The sequence below is a fragment of the Xanthobacter cornucopiae genome (assembly GCF_043195065.2).
Classification (GTDB): Bacteria; Pseudomonadota; Alphaproteobacteria; order Rhizobiales; family Xanthobacteraceae; genus Xanthobacter.
In genome coordinates this window covers 12,354-34,555 of record NZ_CM195531.1, presented here as the reverse complement: position 1 = coordinate 34,555, position 22,202 = coordinate 12,354, and the positions used below count along the sequence as shown (strand labels likewise).

General features: G+C 70.8%; 18 protein-coding genes. 13 read left to right on the top strand and 5 right to left on the bottom strand.

Translation table 11 applies throughout. The features are described from left to right. Positions 1-2: 2 nt before the first annotated feature. The 4 genes from V5F53_RS00150 to dld all read left to right on the top strand — a co-directional run bounded on the left by V5F53_RS00150 (position 3) and on the right by dld (position 5,495). Positions 3-890, top strand: coding sequence for an IclR family transcriptional regulator (locus tag V5F53_RS00150; protein WP_393995759.1), 888 nt, complete (start codon positions 3-5; stop codon positions 888-890). Then, complete coding sequence (locus V5F53_RS00145; protein ID WP_393995758.1) at positions 887-2,056, top strand: acetyl-CoA acetyltransferase; 1,170 nt, start codon at positions 887-889, stop codon at positions 2,054-2,056. The genes V5F53_RS00150 and V5F53_RS00145 overlap by 4 nt, the downstream gene beginning before the upstream one ends. 32 nt (positions 2,057-2,088) lie before the next feature. Continuing rightward, on the top strand, positions 2,089-3,663 hold the full coding sequence (locus V5F53_RS00140) for an acyl-CoA synthetase (protein WP_509213017.1): 1,575 nt from the start codon (positions 2,089-2,091) through the stop codon (positions 3,661-3,663). Positions 3,664-3,752: 89 nt separating this feature from the next. Further along, the gene (dld, locus tag V5F53_RS00135; RefSeq protein ID WP_393995756.1) at positions 3,753-5,495 is read left to right on the top strand and encodes a D-lactate dehydrogenase; all 1,743 of its coding nucleotides are present in this window, start codon (positions 3,753-3,755) and stop codon (positions 5,493-5,495) included. Between the two features lie 12 nt (positions 5,496-5,507). Here the strand turns inward: dld and V5F53_RS00130 are convergent, their stop codons facing one another. From V5F53_RS00130 to V5F53_RS00110, 5 genes are read right to left on the bottom strand one after another with little or no spacing between them, the layout of a single operon-like run. Then, complete coding sequence (locus tag V5F53_RS00130) at positions 5,508-6,662, bottom strand: acyl-CoA dehydrogenase family protein (protein ID WP_393995755.1); 1,155 nt, start codon at positions 6,660-6,662, stop codon at positions 5,508-5,510. A gap of 10 nt (positions 6,663-6,672) precedes the next feature. Further along, positions 6,673-7,869, bottom strand: a complete 1,197-nt coding sequence (locus V5F53_RS00125; RefSeq protein ID WP_393995754.1) for an acyl-CoA dehydrogenase family protein — start codon at positions 7,867-7,869, stop codon at positions 6,673-6,675. Positions 7,870-7,872: 3 nt separating this feature from the next. Further along, on the bottom strand, positions 7,873-9,060 hold the full coding sequence (locus V5F53_RS00120) for an acetyl-CoA C-acyltransferase (RefSeq protein ID WP_393995753.1): 1,188 nt from the start codon (positions 9,058-9,060) through the stop codon (positions 7,873-7,875). Between the two features lie 21 nt (positions 9,061-9,081). Beyond that, the gene (locus V5F53_RS00115; RefSeq protein ID WP_393995752.1) at positions 9,082-10,803 is read right to left on the bottom strand and encodes an AMP-binding protein; all 1,722 of its coding nucleotides are present in this window, start codon (positions 10,801-10,803) and stop codon (positions 9,082-9,084) included. After that, positions 10,803-12,887: a 3-hydroxyacyl-CoA dehydrogenase NAD-binding domain-containing protein gene (locus V5F53_RS00110; protein ID WP_393995751.1), complete on the bottom strand. Its 2,085-nt coding sequence runs from the start codon at positions 12,885-12,887 to the stop codon at positions 10,803-10,805. The genes V5F53_RS00115 and V5F53_RS00110 overlap by 1 nt, the downstream gene beginning before the upstream one ends. A 473-nt stretch (positions 12,888-13,360) precedes the next feature. Between V5F53_RS00110 and V5F53_RS00105 the strand changes: the two genes are divergently transcribed. The 9 genes from V5F53_RS00105 to V5F53_RS00065 all read left to right on the top strand — a co-directional run bounded on the left by V5F53_RS00105 (position 13,361) and on the right by V5F53_RS00065 (position 22,105). Beyond that, positions 13,361-14,566, top strand: a complete 1,206-nt coding sequence (locus V5F53_RS00105; RefSeq protein WP_393995750.1) for an ABC transporter substrate-binding protein — start codon at positions 13,361-13,363, stop codon at positions 14,564-14,566. A gap of 106 nt (positions 14,567-14,672) precedes the next feature. After that, positions 14,673-15,545: a branched-chain amino acid ABC transporter permease gene (locus V5F53_RS00100; RefSeq protein ID WP_393995749.1), complete on the top strand. Its 873-nt coding sequence runs from the start codon at positions 14,673-14,675 to the stop codon at positions 15,543-15,545. 11 nt (positions 15,546-15,556) lie between these two features. After that, positions 15,557-16,600: a branched-chain amino acid ABC transporter permease gene (locus V5F53_RS00095; RefSeq protein ID WP_393995748.1), complete on the top strand. Its 1,044-nt coding sequence runs from the start codon at positions 15,557-15,559 to the stop codon at positions 16,598-16,600. Beyond that, positions 16,587-17,297: an ABC transporter ATP-binding protein gene (locus V5F53_RS00090; RefSeq protein ID WP_393995747.1), complete on the top strand. Its 711-nt coding sequence runs from the start codon at positions 16,587-16,589 to the stop codon at positions 17,295-17,297. The genes V5F53_RS00095 and V5F53_RS00090 overlap by 14 nt, the downstream gene beginning before the upstream one ends. Beyond that, positions 17,290-18,012 (top strand): ABC transporter ATP-binding protein, encoded by a 723-nt coding sequence (locus V5F53_RS00085; RefSeq protein ID WP_393995746.1) that lies wholly within the window; start codon positions 17,290-17,292, stop codon positions 18,010-18,012. The genes V5F53_RS00090 and V5F53_RS00085 overlap by 8 nt, the downstream gene beginning before the upstream one ends. Further along, positions 18,009-18,998, top strand: a complete 990-nt coding sequence (locus V5F53_RS00080; protein WP_393995745.1) for an NAD(P)H-dependent flavin oxidoreductase — start codon at positions 18,009-18,011, stop codon at positions 18,996-18,998. The genes V5F53_RS00085 and V5F53_RS00080 overlap by 4 nt, the downstream gene beginning before the upstream one ends. A gap of 180 nt (positions 18,999-19,178) precedes the next feature. Next, the gene (locus V5F53_RS00075) at positions 19,179-19,925 is read left to right on the top strand and encodes an enoyl-CoA hydratase-related protein (RefSeq protein ID WP_393995744.1); all 747 of its coding nucleotides are present in this window, start codon (positions 19,179-19,181) and stop codon (positions 19,923-19,925) included. Between the two features lie 105 nt (positions 19,926-20,030). Next, complete coding sequence (locus tag V5F53_RS00070) at positions 20,031-20,843, top strand: IclR family transcriptional regulator (RefSeq protein WP_393995743.1); 813 nt, start codon at positions 20,031-20,033, stop codon at positions 20,841-20,843. Positions 20,844-20,881: 38 nt separating this feature from the next. Continuing rightward, positions 20,882-22,105: a CaiB/BaiF CoA transferase family protein gene (locus tag V5F53_RS00065; protein ID WP_393995742.1), complete on the top strand. Its 1,224-nt coding sequence runs from the start codon at positions 20,882-20,884 to the stop codon at positions 22,103-22,105. Positions 22,106-22,202: the final 97 nt, after the last annotated feature.

The following is a 22,202-nucleotide window of genomic DNA, read 5'->3' as shown; positions in this document are numbered from 1 at the left end:
CCATGGCATCCCTTCGCCCCTCCGCCCACGCCCAGCCGCGCGGCGCCGCCGAAAGCGGCGCGCGCGACGGAGCCCAGGCCATCGACCGCGCCGTGAGCGTGCTGCAGGGCGTCGGCCGCGCCGGCCAGGACGGCGCGCGGCTGGCCGACCTCATCATCCAATGCGGCCTCCAGAAACCCACCGTGCGCCGGCTGCTGCTGGCCCTGATGCGCGGCGGCCTGGTGGAGCAGGACGGCGAAAGCCGGCGCTACTTCCTCGGGCCCGAAGCCTACGTGCTCGGCACCCTGGCCGGCGCCCGCTTCGGCATCCACGCCTTGTCCCTGGACGGCCTCGCCCGGCTGGCCAAGGAAAGCGGCGACTGCGCCTTCCTGTCGGTGCCGCGAGACGCCTTCTGCGTGTGCCTGCATCGCGAGGAAGGGGCCTTTCCCATCCGCACCCATGTGCTCCAGGCCGGCGACCGGCACCCCCTGGGCATCGGCGGCGGCGGCCTCGCCATCCTGGCGGCGTTGCCCGACGCCGCGGTGGACGAGGTGATCGCCACCAACACCGCGCTGCTGGCGCAGCGCTATCCCACCTTCCCGCCGCCGGTGCTGCGCGCGCTGGTGGCCGATGCCCGCGCCCTCGGCTATGCGCTCAACCCCGGCCTGCTGGTGCCGGGCTCGTGGGGCCTGGGCGTGGCGGTGCGCGATGGCGCCGGCCGCCCGCTCGGCGCCCTGTCCATCGCCGCCATCGAAAGCCGCCTGTCGCCGGCACGCCAGCCGGAGATCGCCGCGCTGCTGCGGCGCGAGGCCCGATTGCTCGAAGCCGCGCTGCACCGCGCGTCCCGCGCCCCCTCCTCCCCGCACCCGCCGGCGCGCCCGCCGCGCCCCAACCTGAAGGTAAAAGCATGACACGCGCCGCCATCGTGGGCTTCGCCCACTCCCCCTTCGGCAAGCTCGAGGACGCCGACACCGAGGCCCTCATGGGCCGCGTCACCGGCGCCGCTCTGGAGCACGCCGGCATCACCCCCGACCAGGTGGACGGCATCTTCGTCGGTGTGTTCAACGCCGGCTTCCAGAAGCAGGACTTCCAGGGCGCCATGCCCGCGCTCTCGGTGCCAGAGCTGGGCCACGTGCCGGCGGTGCGGCTGGAGAACGCCTGCGCCACCGGCTCCGCCGCCATCAACGCCGCCCTCGACTTCATCGAGAGCGGGCGCGGCCGCATCGCTCTGGTGGTGGGCGCCGAGAAGATGACCGCCAAGCCCAATGCGGAGGTCGGCGACATCCTGCTCAACGCCTCCTACCGCAAGGAGGAAGCCGAGATTGCCGGCGGCTTCGCGGGGGTGTTCGGCCGCATCACCGAGAATTACTTCCAGCGCTATGGCGACCGCTCATCGGAGATCGCCCACATCGCCGCCAAGAACCACAGGAACGGCATGGGCAATCCCTATGCCCAGTTCCGCAAGGATCTCGGCTACGACTTCTGCAACACCGTCTCCGACAAGAACCCCCTGGTGGCGGGGCCGCTGCGCCGCACCGATTGCTCGCTGGTCTCCGACGGCGCCGCGGCGCTGGTGATCGCCGATGCCGACACCGCCCGCGACATGCAGCGCGCCGTTGCCTTCCGCGCCCGCGCCCAGGCCAACGACATCATGCCCATGTCGCGCCGCGACCCCATCGCCTTCGACGGCGCCCGCCGCGCCTGGGCCCGGGCCCTCGCCGACGCCGGCATGACGCTGGACGACCTGAGCCTCGTTGAAACCCACGACTGCTTCACCATCGCCGAGCTGATCGAATACGAGGCCATGGGCCTGACCGCCCCCGGCGAGGGCTACAGGGCGGTGCGCGAGGGCTGGACCCAGAAAGACGGCCGGCTGCCGGTGAACCCCTCGGGCGGCCTCAAGGCCAAGGGCCACCCCATTGGCGCCACCGGCGTCTCCATGCACGTGCTCGGCGCCATGCAGGTGCTGGGCGAGGCCGGCGACATGCAGATCAAGGATGCCGGCGCGGTGGGCATCTTCAACATGGGCGGCGCGGCGGTGGCCAATTACGTCTCCATCCTGGAGCGGCTGAAGTGAGCGCCGCCGCGCTGCCGGCCAGCCGGCGGGTGATGAACCTGTCGCAGGTCCTGCGCCAGGCCGCCCGCCGCTTTCCCGGCGAGATCGGCTTCGTGCACGGCGCGCGCCTCGCCACCTGGGCCGAGATGGACGCGCGGGTGGATGCCATGGCGGCGGCGCTCAAGGCCCGCGGCATCGCCAAGGGCGACCGCATCCTGGTGCAGTCGAAGAATAGCCTCGAGATGTTCGAGAGCATGTTCGCCGCCTTCCGGCTGGGCGCGGTGTGGGTGCCCACCAATTTCCGCCAGACCCCGGAGGAGGTGGCCTATCTGGCCTCCGCCTCCGGGGCCCGCGCGATGATCTGCCACGCCGACTTTCCCGAACACGCGGCCGCCGCGACCGCCGCCGCGCCCTCCATCGCCACCGTGGTGGCCATCGGCGCCGCCGGGTTCGGGGCCGACTACAACGCGCTGGTGGCCAGCCATCTCGGCACCGCCTTCCCCGCCGTGGCGGTGGAGCGGGACGATCCCTGCTGGTTCTTCTTCACCTCCGGCACCACCGGGCGCCCCAAGGCAGCGGTTCTGACCCATGGCCAGATGGCCTTCGTCATCACCAACCACCTCGCCGACCTGATGCCCGGCACCACCGAGCAAGACGCCTCGCTGGTGGTGGCGCCCCTGTCCCACGGGGCGGGGGTGCACCAGCTGGTGCAGACGGCGCGGGCGGTCAAGACCGTGCTCCTCGCCTCCGAGCGGTTCGACGGGGAAGAAGCCTGGCGGCTGGTGGAACGCTGGCGCATCACCAACATCTTCACCGTGCCCACCATCACCAAGCTGCTGGTGGAGCATCCGGCGGTGGACCTCGTCGACCATTCCTCCCTGCGCTACGTCATCTATGCCGGCGCGCCCATGTACCGGGAGGACCAGAAGCGGGCGCTCGCCAAGCTGGGCAAGGTGCTGGTGCAGTATTTCGGCCTCGGCGAGGTGACCGGCAACATCACCGTGCTGCCGCCCGCCCTGCACGCGCTGGAGGACGGACCGCATGTGCGCATCGGCACCTGCGGCTTCGCTCGCACCGGCATGGAGGTGGAGATCCAGGACGAGACCGGGGCGGCGGTGGCGCCGTTCGCGACCGGCGAGATCTGCGTCGCCGGGCCGGCGGTGTTCGCCGGCTATTACAACAACCCCGAAGCCAATGCGAATGCCTTCCGCGACGGCTGGTTCCGCACCGGCGACCTCGGCCACATGGACGCCGAGGGCTTCTTCTACATCACCGGCCGCGCCTCGGACATGTACATTTCCGGCGGCTCCAACATCTATCCGCGCGAGATCGAGGAAAAGGTGCTGCAGCATCCCGCCGTGGCGGAAGTGGCCATCGTCGGCATGCCCGACCCGGCCTGGGGCGAGGTCGGCGTCGCCGTCTGCGTGCCGCGCGCGGGTGAGCGGCTCGAGGCCGCCGACATCCTCGCCTTCCTGGACGGCAGGGTCGCGCGCTACAAGCTGCCCCGCCACGTCTTCGTCTGGGACGAACTGCCCAAGTCCGCCTATGGCAAGACACCGAAGAAGATGGTCCGCGAGGCCATCCTGGAACGGGGGCTGATGCCGCCGCCCCTCGACCGCCCGGCCTGACCCCCGCACCGGCCGCGCATTGACTTGTGCGGCCGTTGGCCGTCTCGTTCCGGAGCCGGCGCCCGGCGCCGGCGTGCAAGGAGCAGCCCATGCGCCCCGCCGATCCCTCCTCCCCCGCCGGCATCGCCCTGGTCGCGGCGCTGCGCGCCATCGTCGGGCCGCGCCATGTGCTGACCGACCCGCGACGCACGGCGCGCCACCGCACCGGCTTCCGCTTCGGCTCCGGGCCGGCCCTGGCGGTGGTGGAGCCGGGGGGCCTCGTCGAGCAATGGCGCGTGCTCCAGGCCTGCACCGCGGCGGGGGTGGTCGTCATCCTGCAGGCGGCCAACACCGGCCTGACCGGCGGCTCGACCCCCGATGGCGATGATTACGACCGCCCGGTGGTGATCCTGTCCACGGTCCGGCTCAACCGCATCCGCCTCCTCGACGGCGGGCGACAGGTGCTCTGCCATCCGGGGGCGCGGCTCTATGAGCTGGAAGACGCGCTGCGGCCGCTCGGGCGCGAGCCCCATTCGGTGATCGGCTCCTCCTGCATCGGCGCCTCGGTGCTCGGCGGGGTCAGCAACAATTCCGGCGGCGCCCTCATCCATCGCGGGCCGGCCTATACCGAGCTCGCCCTGTTCGCGCGGGTGGACGAAAACGGCGCGCTGACCCTGGTGAACCATCTCGGCATCGCCCTGGGCGATACCCCCGAGGCCATCCTCGGCGCCCTGGACCGCGACGACTTCGACGCCGCCGCCATCACGAACGACCCCGACCGCATGGCCTCCGACCGCACCTACGCCACCCATGTGCGCGACGTGGAGGCCGACACCCCGGCCCGCTTCAACGCCGACCCGCGCCGCCTCCACGAAGCCTCCGGCAGCGCCGGCAAGGTGGTGACGTTCGCGGTGCGGCTCGACACCTTCCCGATGGAGAAGGAAACCCAGGTCTTCTACATCGGCACCAACGATCCGGCCGAACTGGAGACGATCCGCCGCCATATCCTCGCGCGGTTCGAGACCCTGCCGGTGGCGGGCGAATACATGCACCGCGCCGCCTATGACATCGCCGCCGTGTACGGCAAGGACATGTTCCTCGCCATCCATCACCTGGGCACGGCGCGGCTGCCTGCCCTGTTCGCGCTGAAGGGGCGGCTCGACGCGGCGCTGGCGCGCGTGCCGGGGCTGCCGCGCGCCCTCACCGACCGGCTGATGCAGGCCGCCAGCCGCCTGTTTCCCCCTCACCTGCCGCCGCGCATGAACGCGTTCCGCGACAGATACGAGCATCACCTGATGCTCAAGATGGGCGGCGCCGGCATCGCCGAGGCGCGGGCCTATCTCTCCACGCTGTTTCCCTCCGCCACCGGCGACCTGTTCGAATGCACGCCGCAGGAAGGCACGAAAGCCTTCCTGCACCGCTTTGCCGCCGCCGGCGCCGCCATCCGCTATCGCGCCGTGCACAGCCGCGCGGTGGAGGACATCGTCGCCCTCGACATCGCCCTGAAGCGCTCGGACCGCGCCTTCGTGGAGCGGCTGCCGGACGACATGGAGCGGGAGATTCTCCACAAGCTCTATTACGGCCACTTCTTCTGCCATGTGTTCCACCAGGACTACATCGTGGCCAAGGGCCACGATCCGCTGGCGCTGGAACACCGCATGTGGGCGCTGCTGGACGCGCGCGGCGCCCGCTATCCGGCCGAGCACAATTTCGGCCACCTCTACGACGCCCCGCCCGAGGTCGTCGCCCATTACCGGGGGCTGGACCCCTGCAACTGCTTCAACCCAGGCATCGGCCGCACCACCAAGGCCCTGCGCTGGACCCCGCCGGCGGAGCGCCGCCCCGCCGGCTGAGACCCGCTTGCGTCAGGCCGCGGCGACCAGGCCGCCCTCGGCCGCCACCCGCCGCTGGTGGAACGGGGTGTCACCGAACATCAGCTCGATCATGGCGAGGCGGCGGAAGTAGTGGGCGCCGATATATTCCATGGTCATGCCGATGCCGCCATGAAGCTGCACCGCGCTCTGGCCGACCAGGCGCGCCGAGCGGTTGACCTGGACCTTGGCCGCAGACAGGGCGACCCGGCGCTCGCCGGCGTCCTGCGCCTCCACCATCATGGCCGCGTAGAGGGCCATGGAGCGGGCCTGCTCCAGCGCCACGAACATGTCCACCGCCTGATGCTGAAGCGCCTGGAAGGAGCCGATGGCGACGCCGAACTGCTTGCGGGTCTTCAGGTATTCCACGGTCAGGTCGTGCAGCACCTCCATCAGGCCCACCGCCTCGGCGCACAACGCGGCGATGGCGCCCTCCACCACCCGCTCCACCACCGCCAGCCCGGCCCCCACCTCGCCCAGCACCGCATCGGCCGACACCAGCACGTCGGAGAGGAGAACATCGGCGGCGCGGCCGCCGTCGTGGGTGGGATAGGCCGAGACGACCACGCCCGGCGCATCTGCCGGCACCAGGAACAAGGTGATGCCGGCCTCGTCGCGGCGGCCGCCGGAGGTGCGGGCGCTCACCACCAGGGTGCCGGCGGCGTCGGCGTTCAGCACCACGCTCTTGCGGCCGTCGAGGCGGAAGCCGCCCTCCACCGCCCGCGCGGTGGAGGCGACATCGTTGAGATCATAGCGCGCCTGCGCCTCGCCATGGGCCAATGCCAGGCGGGCGCTGCCGTCGATCAGGCCGGGCAGCAGCGCCGCCCGCTGGGCCGGCGAACCGGCCAGCCGCAGCGCCCCCCCACCCAGGATCACGCTGGCGAGATAGGGCTCTGGCGCCAGCGCCCGGCCCAGGGCCTCCACCACCACCAGCGTCTCCACCGGCCCACCGCCGAAGCCGCCGTCGGCTTCCGCGAACGGCAGGCCCAGAAGCCCCAGCTCCGCCAGCTCCACCCATTTGGCCTCGGCAAAGCCCAGGGGCGCGGCGCGGGCGGCGGCCAAATCCTCGATGGAGGAATAGGTGTCGGACGCCCAGCGCCGGGCGGTGTCCTTCAGCAGCGACTGTTCGTCGGTCAGGTCGAAATCCATGGAGCCCTCCTCACAGGCCGAGGATCGCCTTGGCGATCACATTGTGCTGGATCTCGTTGGACCCGCCGTAGATGGACACCTTGCGGGTGTTGAAATAGACCGCCGCCGCCGCATCCGCCCAGGCGAACAGCGCCTCGGCATCGTTGTGCCCGGCCTCGGGCCGCGCTGCCGGCAGGCCCTCCGGCCCGGCCAGTTCCAGCAGCAGCTCGGTGGTGGCCTGCTGCAACTGCGAGCCCTTGATCTTGAGAATGGAGGAAGCCGGATCGGGCTTGGTGGGATCGCGCGTCGCCTGCGCCGCCACGACCCGCAGCTGGGTGATCTCCAGCGCCTTCAGCTCGATCTCGACGCCGGCGAGGCGCGAGCGGAAGTCCATGTCGTCCCACATGGTGCCGGCGCCGGCCGGCGTCGTCCGGGCGAGGCGCTTGATGCGGGCGATGCGCTCCTTGGACATGCCGATGCGGGCGATGCCGGTGCGCTCGTTGGCAAGCAGGAACTTGGCATAGTCCCAGCCCTTGTTCTCCTCGCCCACCAGGTTCTCCACCGGCACCTTGACGGCGTCGAGGAACACCTCGTTCACCTCGTGCCGGCCGTCGATGGTGATGATGGGCCGCACCGTGACGCCGGGGCTCTTCATGTCGATGAGGATGAAGGAAATGCCCTGCTGCTTCTTGGCCGCCGGATCGGTGCGGGCAAGGCAGAACATCCAGTCGGCATACTGGCCGAGGGTGGTCCAGGTCTTCTGGCCGTCGATGATGTAATGGTCGCCCTCCCGCACCGCGCGGGTCTTGAGCGAGGCGAGGTCCGAGCCGGCACCGGGCTCGGAGAAGCCCTGGCACCACCAGTCCTCCAGGCTCTTGATGCGCGGCAGGAAGCGCGCCTTCTGGGCATCGCTGCCGAAGGTGGCGATCACCGGGCCGACCATGAAGCAGTTGAACTGCAGCGGCAGCGGAACCGCCGCCTGCATCAGCTCTTCCATGAAGATGTAGCGCTCGACGGCGCTCCACGGCTGGCCGCCATGCTCCACCGGCCAGTGGGGCACGGCCCAGCCCCTGTCGTTCAAAATGCGCTGGGAGGTCACGTAGTCCTCCCGCGTCATCTTGCGCCCTTCCGAGACCTTGGCGCGGATCTCGGCGGGAATCTCGGTGCGGAAGAAGGCGCGAACCTCCTCGCGGAAGGCGGTCTCTCGCGGCGTGAAGCGCAGGTCCATGGCTCAGGCCCCCGGGTTGATTTCAATGAGGCCCGCCGCGCCCATGCCGCCGGCGATGCACATGGTGACGACCGCATAGCGCACCCCGCGCCGGCGGCCTTCCAGCACCGCGTGGCCCAGCAGGCGCGCCCCGCTCATGCCGAAGGGGTGGCCCACGGAGATGGCGCCGCCGTTGACGTTCACGATCGCGGGGTCGATCCTCAGCCGGTCGCGGCAATAGATCGACTGGGAGGCGAAAGCCTCGTTGAGCTCCCACAGGCCGATGTCGGAGACCGTCAGCCCCTGCCGCTCCAGCAGGCGCGGCACCGCGAACACCGGGCCGATGCCCATCTCGTCCGGCTCGCATCCGGCGGTGGCGTAGCCGCGGAAGATGCCCAGCACCTGCGCGCCCCGCCGCGCCGCCTCGGTGGCGGACATGAGGACGCTGGCGGAAGCGCCGTCGGAAAGCTGGGAGGCGTTGCCGGCGGTCACGAACTCGCCCTCGCCGCGCACCGGCTTCAGCTTGGACAGGCCATCCAGGGTGGTCTCAGGCCGGTTGCCCTCGTCCTTGGCAAGGGTCACGCTCTCGCGCCGCGTCTCGCCGGTGTCCTTGTCGGTCACCGCCTTCTCGACGGTGATGGGCACGATCTCGTCGTCGAACAGGCCCGCGGCCTGGGCGGCGGCGGTGCGCTGCTGGCTGGCGAAGGAGAATTCATCCTGCGCCGCGCGGGTGACGCCATAGCGCTTGGCGACCGTGTCGCCGGTCTCGATCATCGTGACGTAGACATCAGGCTTGTGGGCGGAAAGCCAGTCGTTGCGGTAGAGCTCGCGATTGACCGGCTGCACCAGCGAGATGGACTCGACGCCCCCCGCCACCGCCACCGGCACGCCATCCATGACGATGCGCCGGGCGGCATGGGCGACGGCCTCCAGGCCCGAGGCGCAGAAGCGGCTGACGGTGACGCCGGTGGCGGTCACCGGAATGCCGGCCACCAGCGCGCCGTGGCGGGCGACATTGCCGCCGGTGGCGCCTTCCGGATAACCGCAGCCCATCACCACCTCTTCCACCTCGGCGGGATCGACGGCGCCGCGCGACAAAGCATGGCGGATGGCATGGGCGGCCATGTCCGCCCCCTTGGTGATGTTGAGCGCACCGCGCTGCGCCTTGCCGATGGGCGTGCGCGCGGTGGAAACGATGACGGCTTCGACCATGAACGCTTCCTCGTTTGATTTTCAGAGTGTTTCGTTTGCCGCGCCGGCGCGGATGGCGGCCTCCGCCGCGGCCTCCACCTCGGCGGCGACTTCCGCCATCAACACCTTGGGCAGCAGCTTGCCGACCGGGCTGCGGGGCAGCGCGTCGCGGAATTCCACGGCCCGGGGCATCTCGTGGCGGCCCAGCCGGTCGGCCAGGAACCGGGTCAGCTCGTCGAGGGAAAAGGGCGCGGCGCCGGCCTTGAGCTTCACATAGGCCTTGGCGGACTGGCCCCGGTAGGAATCGGGCACGCCGATGACGATGACCTCTTCCACCGCCGGATGCTCGTAGATGGCGTTCTCCACCGCGGCCGGATAGACGTTGAAGCCGGACGAGATGATCATGTTCTTGCGGCGGTCCACCAGCTCGAACAGGCCGCGCTCGTCCATGCGCCCCATGTCGCCGGTGAGGAACCAGCCGTCATGGAAGGCGGCCGCAGTGCCGGCCGCGTCGTCCAGGTAGCCCTTGAACACGTTGGGGCCCTGGATGGCGATCTCCCCCACCTCGCCGGGCGGCAGCGCCCGGCCCGGCGCATCCATGGCGACGACCCGCATGGCAAGGCCCGGCAGCGGAATGCCGATGAGCCCGGGCCGGCGCGCCACCTCGAACGGCACCCGCGAGCCGGCCGGCCCGGTCTCGGTCATGCCCCAGCCGTTGTTGAGCTGGGTACCGATCAGCCGCTCGATCCGCGCCTGAACCTCGAACGGCAGCGGTGCGCCGCCGGAAACGCACGACTTGAGGGAGGAGAAGTCCACCGCCTCCACCCCGGGCCGGTTGAGCAGCGCCACCCACATGGTGGGCACGCCGGAAAACTGGCTGGCCTTGAGGCGCGCCACGTCGTCGATCAGCGTTTCCACATCGAAGCGCTGGCGCAGCAGGATTTCGTTGCCGTCGCGCAGGTGGCGCAGCAGCACCGTGGTGAGGGCGTAGATGTGGAACAGCGGCAGCACCGCCACCACCTTTTCCGTGCCCGCCACCAGCGGCCGCCCGCCATCGTGCCAGGCCCGGTACATGGCCACCGCCGAGGTCAGATTGCCATGGCTCAGCATGGCCGCCTTGGGCAGGCCGGTGGTGCCGCCGGTGAATTGCAGCACCGCAATGTCGTCCACGGACGGCGGCGGCACGTCCAGCGGCGTGTCATCAAGGAGCGTGTCGTCGAAGAGCGTGTCGATGGCGCGCACGCCCGCGCGCTCGGGAATGGGCAGCGCCGGCGCCTCACCCGCGCCCCAGCGGGCATCCTCGCCCACCAGGACCGTCTCGACCACGCCGGCGTCGAGCATCTCCAGCGCGCTCGGCAGGAAGCCGGGCAGGTTGGTGGTGAGGAGCCGGCGGGCGCCGGTGACCTTGAGCTTGTGCACGATCTCGCGGCGCGCATCGAGCGCGGAAATGTGCACCACCCGCGCCCCCAGCCGGGTGACGGCGAAGAAGGCGATGGGATGCCAGGGGGTGTTCGCCAGCAGCAGCGCGACATTGTCGCCCCGCCGCACCCCCGCCCGGGCGAGCCCGCTGGCGAGGCGCTCCACCATCTGCGCCAGCGCGCGATAGCTGATGCGGGCGCCGCGAAAGTCGAGGGCGGGCCCCGCCCCGCGCGCGGCCACGCCGGCCGCGAGCAGGTCCGGCAGGGTGGTGATCTCCAGCGGCGCGTGCCAGTCGCACACCCGCGGGAAATGCGCCGCCCAGGGCGCCGTCGCCTCCGGCGCCATCACGCGGCCTCCCGCCCGGAAAATGAGCCCTCGCCCGCCGCGAGGCGCGCCAGCAGCGCGGCTGGCCGCAGGCTCTCATCCCCGGTCTCAACCGCCATCTGCTCGAGGCCCGCCACCACCCGCGCCAGCCCCACCCCTTCGCCCCAGTGCATGGGGCCGCCGGTGAAAGCCGGCCAGTTGTAGCCATTGACCCAGATGACATCGATGTCGCCGGCGCGGGCGGCGATGCCTTCCTCCAGGATCTTCGCGCCCTCGTTCACCATGGGATAGAACAGGCGCGCCTGGATCTCCTCCGGCGCGAAGGCGCGGCGGACGATGCCGTCCGCCTGCGACAGGCCGGCGATCAAGGCTTCGGTTTCCGGGTCCCGCGCACCCGCCCGCGCTCCTTCCGGATACAGGTAGAAGCCGCGCCCGGTCTTCTGGCCGAAGCGCCCCTGCGCGGCCAGCGCGTCCGCCACCGGCGCCTTCACCGCCTTGTCGCCCGCCGCCTTGCGCGCGCGCCAGCCGATGTCGAGGCCGGCGAGATCGGCCATGGCGAACGGCCCCATGCGGAAACCGAACGCCGTCACCGCCGCATCCACCTCGTGCGGCAAGGCCCCGGCCAGCAGCAGCCGTTCCGCCGCCTGCGTGCGCCGGGCCAGCATGCGGTTGCCGACGAAGCCGTAGCACACGCCCACCACCACCGGCAGCTTGCCGAGGGTCCGGCCAAGCGCCATGGCGCTCACCAGCACATCGGCGGCGGTGGCCCCGCCGCGCACCACTTCAAGCAGGCGCATCACATTGGCCGGGCTGAAAAAGTGCAGGCCGACCACATCCTGCGGCCGGGTCGTGACGGCGGCGATGGCGTCCACGTCGAGATAAGAGGTGTTGGTGGCGAGGATGGCGCCGGGCTTCGCCACCTTGTCCAGGGTGCTGAAGATCTCCGCCTTCACGCCCATGTCCTCGAACGCGGCCTCCACCACGATGTCGGCCGCCGCCGCCGCCGCCAGCCCCACCGCCGGCGTGATGAGGGCCAGGCGCTGGTCCATGGCTGCGCGCGCCAGCGAGCCGCGCTTCACCGAGGTTTCGTACGTGGCGCGGATGCGGGCGATGCCGGCCTCGATCGCCTCCGCCTTCACCTCGATCAGCGTCACCGGAATGCCGGCCTGGGCGAAGCACATGGCGATGCCGCCGCCCATGGTGCCAGCGCCGATCACCGCCGCCGACCCGATCGCCCGCGCCTTCACCTCCCTGCCGATGCCGGGAATGCGGGCCGCCTCGCGCTCGGCGAAGAAGACGTGGCGCAGCGCCCGGGAGCTGGGATCGGCAACCAGAGCGGTGAAATGGGCCCGCTCCGTCGCGAGCGCGGCCTCGGCCGGCTGGTCGAGGCCGGCCCGCACCGAATCCACCAGCGCCGGCACGTTGGGCACGCGTGGGGAGCGCTTCAGCGCCTCGGCGGCGGCGGCCTCGAACGCGGCGCGATCCTGCGCCGTCAGCTTGTCGGCCCGCGCGCGCGACAGGGCCCAGCCGCCCGCCTGCGCCAGCCGCAGCGCGCAGGCGGCGGCCGCCGCCACAAGGTCGCCGTCGGCAATCTCGTCGGCAAGGCCCAGTTCCAGCGCCCGCGGCGCGGACACCGGCTCGCCGCTGGACATCATGGCAAAGGCCGGCGCGGCGCCGATCAGGCGCGGCAGGCGCTGGGTGCCGCCGGCGCCGGGAATGAGGCCGAGCTTGACTTCGGGCAGGCCGAGGCTCGCGGCCCGCGCAACCACGCGGGCATGGCAGGCCAGCGCCAGTTCCAGCCCGCCCCCCAGCGCCGCACCATTCACCGCTGCCACCACCGGCTTGGCGCTGTTCTCGATCGCCGTCACCACATCGGGCAGGGAGGGCGGCTGCGACGGCTTGCCGAATTCGGAAATGTCGGCGCCGGCCACGAACACCCGGCCGCTCGCCGCCAGCACCAGCGCCCGCACCGCCGGATCGGCGCCGGCGGCTGCCAGCGCCGCCGCCAGCCCCGCGCGTACCGCGGCGCCAAGGGCGTTGACCGGCGGATTGTCGATGGTGAGCACGGCGACGCCGTTCGTGACCTCAGTTCGGACCGCAGCCATGGAGCCTCCCTCATATTCTGCATTGCAGAATGTAAGTCTGCATTTTTGAAAGAGGTGCCGCGCGCTGAGGCGCTTGTCAAGGGTCATTCCGGATCAATAACGGTACTTTACTACAGCCCAACATCCATTCATTCCATTATGCAGAATTATTGTCTGCAGAATTGACACGGCACCGGCGTACATGCCACACATCGAAAACCCCGGGCGCGCCATCGCGGCTCGGGTCAGAACGCGGAAAACCGCGCAGCGGGAGGGAAGATGCAGCCGGCGCCCGCGCCGAAGCTGTCGTGCGCGCCGTCGCCCGGCGCGTCCTCGCCATGCCGGATCACCCGCACAAGCAGGAGCAGCGCCGGCCGGACCGCCCGGAGGCGCCGCGCCTGCCCAAAGGCAAAGGGGGCCGCGCCGATCAGCGCTCGATCGGGCCGGCCTCCAGGCGTCGGACGCCATGTTCGACAGGCTCTGGGAGGAAACACATGGTCCGCAACACACCGGCGCGCACGTTCGCGGCCGCCGCGCTCGCCCTTGGCCTGGCCGCGGGCATGCCCGGCGCGCAGGCGCAGGACGCCGCCCCGGCACAGGCACCGAAGACCTTCACCATCGGCGCCCACATGCCGCTCACCGGCTCGCTCGCCCGCTCCGGCCAGGCCTTCAACGAGGGCATGCAGGTGGCGGCCAAGATGTGCAATGCCATCACGCCGAAATTCCAGGTCAAGATCGACCTGATCGACGATGAGAGCACCCCGGCCAAGGCGGTTTCCGCCGTGGAGAAGCTGTCATCGGACGGCGCGGTGGCGATCATCGGCGGCTATGGCTCGAACATCATCGGCCCGGCATCGGATGCCGCCGACAAGCTGGGCAAGGTCTACATCACCGCCGGCGCCGTCTCCGACGAGCTGACCCGGCGTGGCCTGAAGACCTTTTTCCGCATCAACAACAATGCCGGTTACCAGAAGGGCATCGCCACCCTCATCGGCGAGCTGAAGCCGGAAAAGGTCTCGATCATCGCCTCCACCAAGGAGGCCCCCGCCCTGCTCGCCGAAGGCCTGGAAAAGGACTTCGCCGCCAAGGGCATCAAGGTCACGGTGCACAAGTTCGATCCGGCCATCACCGATTTCAAGCCGGTCATCAACAAGATCAAGCTGCAGGACAAGCCCGACATCATCATGATGTCCGCCTACGAGAACGACTACGTGGGCATCATCCGCGCCGCCAAGGTGCTCAAGCCGAACATCAAGCTGCTGGTGGGCACCTGGTCGCTGGCCACGCCGAAGATGTACACCGAATTTCCAGACCTCATGAACAACGTGGCCGGCACCTCGTTCCTGCCGTTCCCGGTGGAGATGAAGACGCAGGAAGGCAAGACCTTCGCCGAGCTCTACAAGACCACCTACAACAAGGAGATCGAGTATCTCTCCACCCTGAGCTTCGTGGAAACCATGGTGCTGTGCGAAGCCATCTTCCGTGCCGCCGAGACCGGCGCGCTGGAGAAGGGCGGACTTGCCGACGAAATGCGCAAGACCGACCGCGACAGCCTGCTCGGCCGCATCCAGTTCGACGCCACCGGCGACAACCCGAACTTCGCCCTGTCCATGGGCCAGCACCGCGACGGCAAGATCGTCCTGGTTTCGCCGGCCACCGCCGCCAACGGCGCGATCGTCTATCCCGGCGTGCCGTGGTGAGCCGCGCGCGGCTGCCAGTCCCCCTTCCCGCCCGCGTCCGCCGCCCGCGTCCGCCGCCCGCGGCTGCGGGTTCGCCCGAAGCCACCTTGTTCCCCGTCGAGGTGACATGACCGAACTCATCCTGCAGGCGCTGTTTTCCGGCGTGCTCATCGGCAGCGTCTACGCGCTGGTCGCACTCGGCCTCGCCCTGGCCTTCGGCGCCATGCGCATCATCAATCTCGCCCATGGCGAACTGGTGCTGCTGGCCGCCTACATGGCCTATCTGGTGGAATCACGCACCGGGCTCGATCCCTATTATGCCATCCCCCTCGCCCTGGCGGTGGTGGTGGCGGTGAGCTGGGTGCTGTTCCTGCTGGTGGACAAGATCAAGGACCACCGCGAGCTGAACTCGCTGATCCTTACCTTTGCCATCGGCATCATCCTCACCAACGCCATCCTGCTCATCTTCGCCAGCGACGTGCGCACCACCGGCTCTGCCATGCTTCAGGACGCGGTATCGTTCGGCGATGTGTTCGCCATGCGCGGCGAAATCATCGCCTTCGTGCTGTCCGTGGTGCTCATGGGCGTGCTGTGGTGGTGGCTGAAATCGAGCTGGTACGGCCGCGCCGTGCGCGCGGTCTCTTCCAACCGCAACGCCGCCCGCCTCATGGGCATCAACCCGGCGCGCATCGAAACGGTGTCGTTCCTGGTGGCGGGAGCGCTCGCCTCCTTCGCCGGCGTCGCGCTCTACACCATCAGCGTGGTGCAGCCGGCCACCGGCCATGCGCTCACGGTCAAGGCCTTCATCATCACCGTGCTGGCGGGCGTCGGCTCCATTCCCGGCGTGTTCCTGGGCGCGGTGCTGCTGGGCGTCACCGAGGCGCTCACCGTCACCCTCGCCTCGTCCGCCCTGCAGGAGCTCGCCGGCATGGTGCTGTTCCTGCTGGTGCTGTTCCTCCTGCCGAACGGCCTGTTCGGCGCGCGCGCCCGGCGCGGCTGAAAGGCAAGGCCATGACCATGACGCCCTCCGCGACCTCCCCGGTGACCGCCCCGCCCGCCCCCTCGGCGTCGCGCCGCTTCGGCGGGCGCGGGGCCGGCCTCGCCGCCGGCCTCCTTCTGCTTGCCCTGCTGCCGCTGGCGGCCGGGGCCAGCCCCTACATGCTGGGGCTGCTGATCTCGGCGCTGATCCTGTCCGGCCTCGCCCTGTCCTGGGCGCTGCTGGGCAACCTCGGCGGCATGGTGTCGTTCGGCCACGCCGCGTTCTTCGGCGTCGGCTCCTACGCCTCGGCGCTGCTGGCGGCGAAGCTCGGGGTGCCGGTGCTGCTCGCCATTCCCCTCGGCGGGCTGGTGGCGACCGTGTCCTCGCTCGCCATGCTGCCGGCGCTGCGCCTGTCGGGGCCCTATTTCGCCCTGGCCATCCTGGCCTATGCGCAGATCTTCCGCATCCTCGCCACCGAGTTGGACTGGCTCACCGGCGGCGCGGCGGGATTGCAGCGCTATCCGGGGCTGCCCACCGTGTTCGGCATCAACCTGGCCGACCGGGCCGGAAGCTATGTGCTGGTGCTGGCCTTTGTGGTGCTGTTCGCGCTCGTCTATGTGCTGCTGCGGCGCAGCCACATCGGCACGGCGCTGCGCGCCATCGCCGACAGCGAGGACGCCACCCGCGTAGTGGGGGTGAACGCCACGGTGCTGAAATCGTGGATGCTGTTCCTCTCGGCCTTCATCGCCGGCGTGTTCGGCGCCCTCAACGCCCACATCATCGGCTTCCTGGAACCGGACTACGCCTTTTCCGGCATCTGGAGCGTCATGCCCATCATCGCCGCCGTGTTCGGCGGCTACCGCACCGTGCTCGGGCCGGTGTGCGGCGCGGTGGTGATCTATCTGTTCGACCAGGTAATCGCCAAGAGCCTGATCCCGGTGGGCCACCAGATCCTGCTCGGCATCCTGCTGGCCGTCATGGTGCTGCTGGCGCCCAACGGCCTCGCCGGGCTCGCCGCCCGCCTGCTGCCCAAGGGCCTCTCGAAGAGCGCGGAGAAGCACCATGCTGGAGCTTGATGCCGTCACCGTCCGTTTCGGCGGGCTCACCGCCCTGTCCAACATCTCGTTCCACATCAAGGCCGGCGAGATCCTGGGCCTGGTCGGGCCCAACGGGGCGGGCAAGACCACCTTGTTCAACTCCATCTCCGGGCTGGTGAAGGCGCGCGGGCGCATCCTGTTCGACGGCCGCGACGTCACCGCCTTGCCGCTGCACCGGCGGGCCCGGGCCGGCATCGGCCGCACCTTCCAGATTCCCCAGCCGATGCATCACCTGAGCGTGCGCGAGAACCTGGCGGTGGCGCAGGTGTTCGGCGCCGGGCGTTTCGATGCCGCGCGCATCGACGACATCCTCGCCGTCATGGAACTGTCCCACAAGGCCGACGCGGATGCCGCCACCGCCCTCGCCCTGCAGGAGCTGAAGCGCCTGGAGATCGCCAAGGCGCTGGCCACCGAACCGCGGCTGCTGCTGCTGGACGAAGTGTTGGCCGGCCTGGAGAGCAACGCCAAGAAGTCCTTCATGCTCAAGCTGAAGGAACTGCACAAGCTGTTCGGCCTCACCATCGTGATCGTCGAGCACGACATCGAGACCATCTCGGGGCTCTGCACCCGGGCCGTGGTGCTCAACTTCGGCCAGCTCATTGCCGATGGCACGCCCGCGCAGGTGTTCAACGACCCGGCGGTGGTGGAAAGCTACACGGGGACCGCCCATGCTTGAGACGCACAACCTCACCTCCGGCTATGGCGCCATCACCGTGCTGTGGGACGTGAACCTCACCTTTCGCGAAGGGGCGCTCACCGCCATCGTCGGCCCCAATGGCGCCGGCAAGACCACGCTGCTGCGCACCCTCACCGGACTGTTGCCCTACAGCGGCGAAATCCGCCTCAGCGGCGCCCCGCTCAAGGGCAAGACCTGGGACCTGGCGGGCCAGGGGCTCATCATGGTGCCCGAGGGCCGGCTGGTGTTCCGCGACATGACCGTGGAAGAAAACCTGTTCCTCGGCGCCTACCCCGAACGCTGCCGGGCCGACCTTTCCGCCAACCTGGAGCGCATGTACGCCTTCTTCCCCCGCCTCAAGGAGCGCCGGCACCAGCTCGCCGGATCGCTGTCGGGCGGCGAGGCGCAAATGGTGGCCATGGGACGCGGGCTGATGGCCAAGCCCCGCATCCTGCTCATCGACGAGCCGTCCCTGGGCCTTGCCCCGGTGATCGTCAACGAGGTGTTCGACATCATCCGCAAGCTGAAGGCGGAGGGCACCACCATCGTGCTCATCGAGCAGAACACCCGCATGGCCCTGTCGGTGGCCGACGACCTGCACCTGATGCGGGCGGGCCGGGTGATCCTATCGGAGAAGGCCACCGGCATCGACCTGGACCGCCTCCACGACCTTTATTTCGCCCGCGAAGGCACGCGCGAGGACGCTGGCCGATGAACGCCCCCGCCCATCGCCTGCCGCCGGCCCTGCGCGGGGGGCTTGCCCTGCCGGTGATCGCCTCGCCCATGTTCATCGTCTCCGGTCCGGAACTGGTGATCGCCGAATGCCTGGCCGGCATCGTCGGCGCCTTCCCGGCGTTGAACGCCCGCGCGCCGGAGACGCTCGACGACTGGCTGACCCGCATCACGTCAGCGCTCGCCGCCGCCCGTGCCGCCGATCCGGCCCGGCCCATCGCCCCGTTCGCGGTCAACCAGATCGTCCATGCCTCGAACGATCGGCTGGAGCGGGACATGGAAACCTGCGTCGCCCACCGGGTGCCGCTCATCATCACCTCCCTGCGCGCGCCCGGCGACGTGGTGCGCCAGGCCCATGCCTATGGCGGCGCGGTGTTCCACGACGTCACCACCGTGCGCCACGCGGAAAAGGCGCTGGAGGCAGGGGTGGACGGGTTGATCCTGGTGTGCGCCGGCGCCGGTGGCCATGCCGGCACGCTGAGCCCGTTCGCGCTGCTGGGCGAGGTGCGGCGCTTCTACGACGGGCCGATCGCCCTGGCCGGCGCCATCACCACCGGTGAGGCCATCCTGGCCGCCCAGGCGCTCGGCGCCGACTTCGCCTACATGGGCACCCGCTTCATCGCCACCGCGGAATCGCGCGCCGCGGCGCCCTACAAGGAGATGATCGCCGGCGCCGCGGCGGCGGACATCCTTTATTCGCCGTTCTTCACCGGCGTACCGGGCAACTATCTCAAGCCCTCCATCGCCGCCGCCGGGCTCGACCCCGATGCCCTGCCCCAGGCGGGGAAGAGCGCCATGGACTTCGGCTCCGGCACCGTGAAGGCCTGGCGCGACGTGTGGGGCGCCGGCCAGGGGGTGGGCACCATCGCCGATGCCCCTCCCGTGGCGCAGGTGGTGGCGCGCCTTGCCCGTGAGTACCAGGACGCCCGCGCCCGGCTGGCCGCGGCGGCGGCGCCCTTCGCCGCCTGAACCGGCGGGGGCCGGGCCGCGGCGACGCCCGGCCGCCCCGCCCGCGCCCGGCGCGAGCCCACGCCGGACCGAGCACCGCCCCGCCCGCGCCACGGCCCGCGCGGGGGAGATCTTCGACGCCACATTTCACCGCCGCTGCCGCGCGCCCCTGCGCCCGCAGCACAGGCAGGAGACGCCGGCATGACCGACAGCCTCATCGTTACCGATCCGCACCCGGGGGTGCGCCAGCTCACGCTGTCGCGGCCCGAGCGCCGCAACGCGCTGGACCGGGCGACCTACGCGGCGCTGGGCGCGGCGCTGACCGCCGCCGCCGGCGACGCGGCCGTGCGCGCCGTGGTGCTCACCGGAGCGGGCGGCTGCTTCACCGCCGGCAACGACCTCGCCGACTTCCAGGATACCTCCAACGCCGGCGAACCCAGCGCCGGCCTGACCTGGCTGCGGGTGCTCGCCGGCTTCGAGAAGCCGGTGGTGGCGGCGGTGGAAGGGTTCGCGGTGGGCATCGGCACCACCCTGCTGCTGCATTGCGACCTTGCCTATGCCGGCGCCGGCGCCCGCTTCCGCCTGCCCTTCGTCAATCTCGGCCTGTGCCCGGAAGGCGCCTCCTCCTATCTGCTGCCGCGCCTCGCCGGCACCAAGCGGGCGGCCGAGCTGCTGCTGCTGGGCGAGGTGTTCGACGCCGCCGAGGCCCAGGCCGCCGGCCTCGTCAACGGCGTGACCGAGACCGGCGCCGCCCTGCCGCTGGCGCTGGAGAAGGCCCGGGCGCTGGCGGCCCAGCCACCGACTTCCCTCGCCACCACCAAGCGATTGTTGCGGCGCGCCATCGCCGCGCCGGTCGCCGAGGCGCTGGCGCTGGAGGCCGAGCACTTCCACGCCCTGCGGCTGCAGCCGGCCGCCCAGGCCGCCTTCGCCGCCTTCCTCAAGCGGTAGGGGATTAGCCATGCAACCGGCGGCGAATCCCTGATAATGGCCGCCTCGCCGTCCTCCGGCCGCAGCCCCCGCGCCCCGGCGCGGGGCGGCCCCGAAAGCCCCACCATGAGCCAGAACCACGCCCCCCTCACCGATCTCGACGCCGAAAGCGACGGCAAGGACGACCGCCACTTCGTCACCGCTTTGGCGCGGGGGCTGGAGGTGCTCGCCTGCTTCAAGCGCGGCGAGACCTTCCTCGCCAACCACGAGATTGCCGAGCGCTGCAAGCTGCCGCGCTCCACCGTCTCGCGCCTGACCTACACCCTGACCAAGCTCGGCTACCTGCATTTCGTGGAGGAGGTCGGCAAATACCGCATCGGCACCCAGCTGATGGCCCTCAGCACGGTGGCCCTGGGCGGGCTCGACGTGCGCCAGATCGCCCGGCCGGCCATGCGCGAGCTGGCGAACTTCTCCAACGCCACGGTGGGGCTGGCGGTGCGCGACCGGCTGTCCATGCGCTACGTGGAATGCCTGCGCGGGGCGGCCGCCATCTCCCTCAACATCGACGTGGGGGTGCGCATGTCCATGGTTCGCTCCTCCATCGGCCGCGCCTACATCTCGGCGCTCACGCCGGCCGAGCGCGCCGCCTTGTTCGAAGAGATCAAGATGCTCGACCCCCTGGCCTGGCCCAAGGTTCGGGCGGACCTGGAGAAGGCCATGGAGGACCATGCCCGGCTCGGCTGCTGCTGCTCGTTCGGCGACTGGCAGGAGAACGTCTCGGCCATCGCCGTGGGGTTCCGGCCCGGCGGCGGGCTGCCGCCCATGGCCATCAATTGCGGCGCGCCCACCGTCATCTCCGAACCGAAATTCCTGCTTGAGGAGGTGCGCCCGCGCCTTGTCGAGATGGTGCGCCGCCTGGACGGCGTGATGGGCGCCTGACGCCCCCCCGCGATGCCCCCCGCCCCGGAGTCCCGTTCATGACCGAAGCCGCGTTCCGCCCCGATGCCCCCCGCGCCCCCGCCGTGCGCGCCGATGCGACGCCAGAGGCGGCCGCCCGCGACCTGCCATTGAGCGGGGTGCGGGTGCTGGACCTGTCGCGCATCCTGGCCGGGCCGTGGTGCGCCCAGGTGCTGGGCGACCTGGGCGCCGACGTGATCAAGGTGGAACATCCGGTGCGCGGCGACGACACCCGCGACTGGGGCCTGCGCACCGGCCCCACCAACACCTCCTATTTCGACAGCGTGAACCGCAACAAGCGCTCCATCGGCGCCGACCTCGCCACGCCGGACGGCCTTGCCCTGGTGAAGGTGCTGGCGCGGGAGGCCGACGTGGTGGTGCAGAACTTCAAGACCGGCGGCGCCGACAAGCTGGGCCTGGGCTACCGGGACCTGGCGGCGGACAACCCGCGCCTCATCTATTGCTCCATCGCCGGCTACGCTCCCGACGGCCCGGAGGCCACCCGGCCGGGCTACGACCTGGTGGTGCAGGGCGAAGCCGGGCTGATGGCGCTCAATGGCGAGGCCAGCCAGCCGCCGCTGAAGTTCGGCGTGGCGGCGGTGGACCTGTTCACCGGCCAGTATGCCGCCCAGGCAGTGCTCGCCGCCCTCTACCGGCGCGAGCGCACCGGGCGCGGCGGCACCCTCGATCTTTCGCTCTACGACTGCGGCCTCACCCTCACCAGCTATTACGGCCTGGAGGCGCTGGCCCAGCGGCAGGACCCGCCGCGCTACGGCAATGCCCATCCCTCCATCGTGCCCTATGGCGTGTTCCGCGCGGCCGATGGCCCGCTGGTGCTCACGGTGGGCAACAACGCCCAGTTCAAGCGCTTCTGCGAAACCATCCTCAAGCGCCCGGACCTGCCGGCCGACCCGCGATTCGCCACCAACCTGGAGCGTTCGCGCAACCGCGCCGCGCTGCTGCCGATCCTGGAAGCGGAGCTGGCGACGCACACCCGCGCCGCGCTGCTGGCCGCGCTCAAGGCGGCCGACATTCCCGCCGGCGAGGTGCTGGGCCTGCTGGAGGCGCTGACCTCCCCCCGCGCGGCGCAGAGCAGCATGGTGGTCCGCAGCACGGCGGCCGACGGAACAACCCGCCAGGTGCTGGCCCCGCCCTACCGGGTGGATGGCCAGCGGCTGGAGGTGCGGCGCCTGCCGCCCGCCCTCGCGGCCGACACCGCCGAGATTCTCGCCGGGCACCGATAGGCCGATCCGGGGGCGCCGGGCCCCGGATCGGCCGGCGGAACGGGAAGCGCCTAAGACCTATCGCCGCGCCCGGCCCCACGCCATGGCCGAGGCAGCG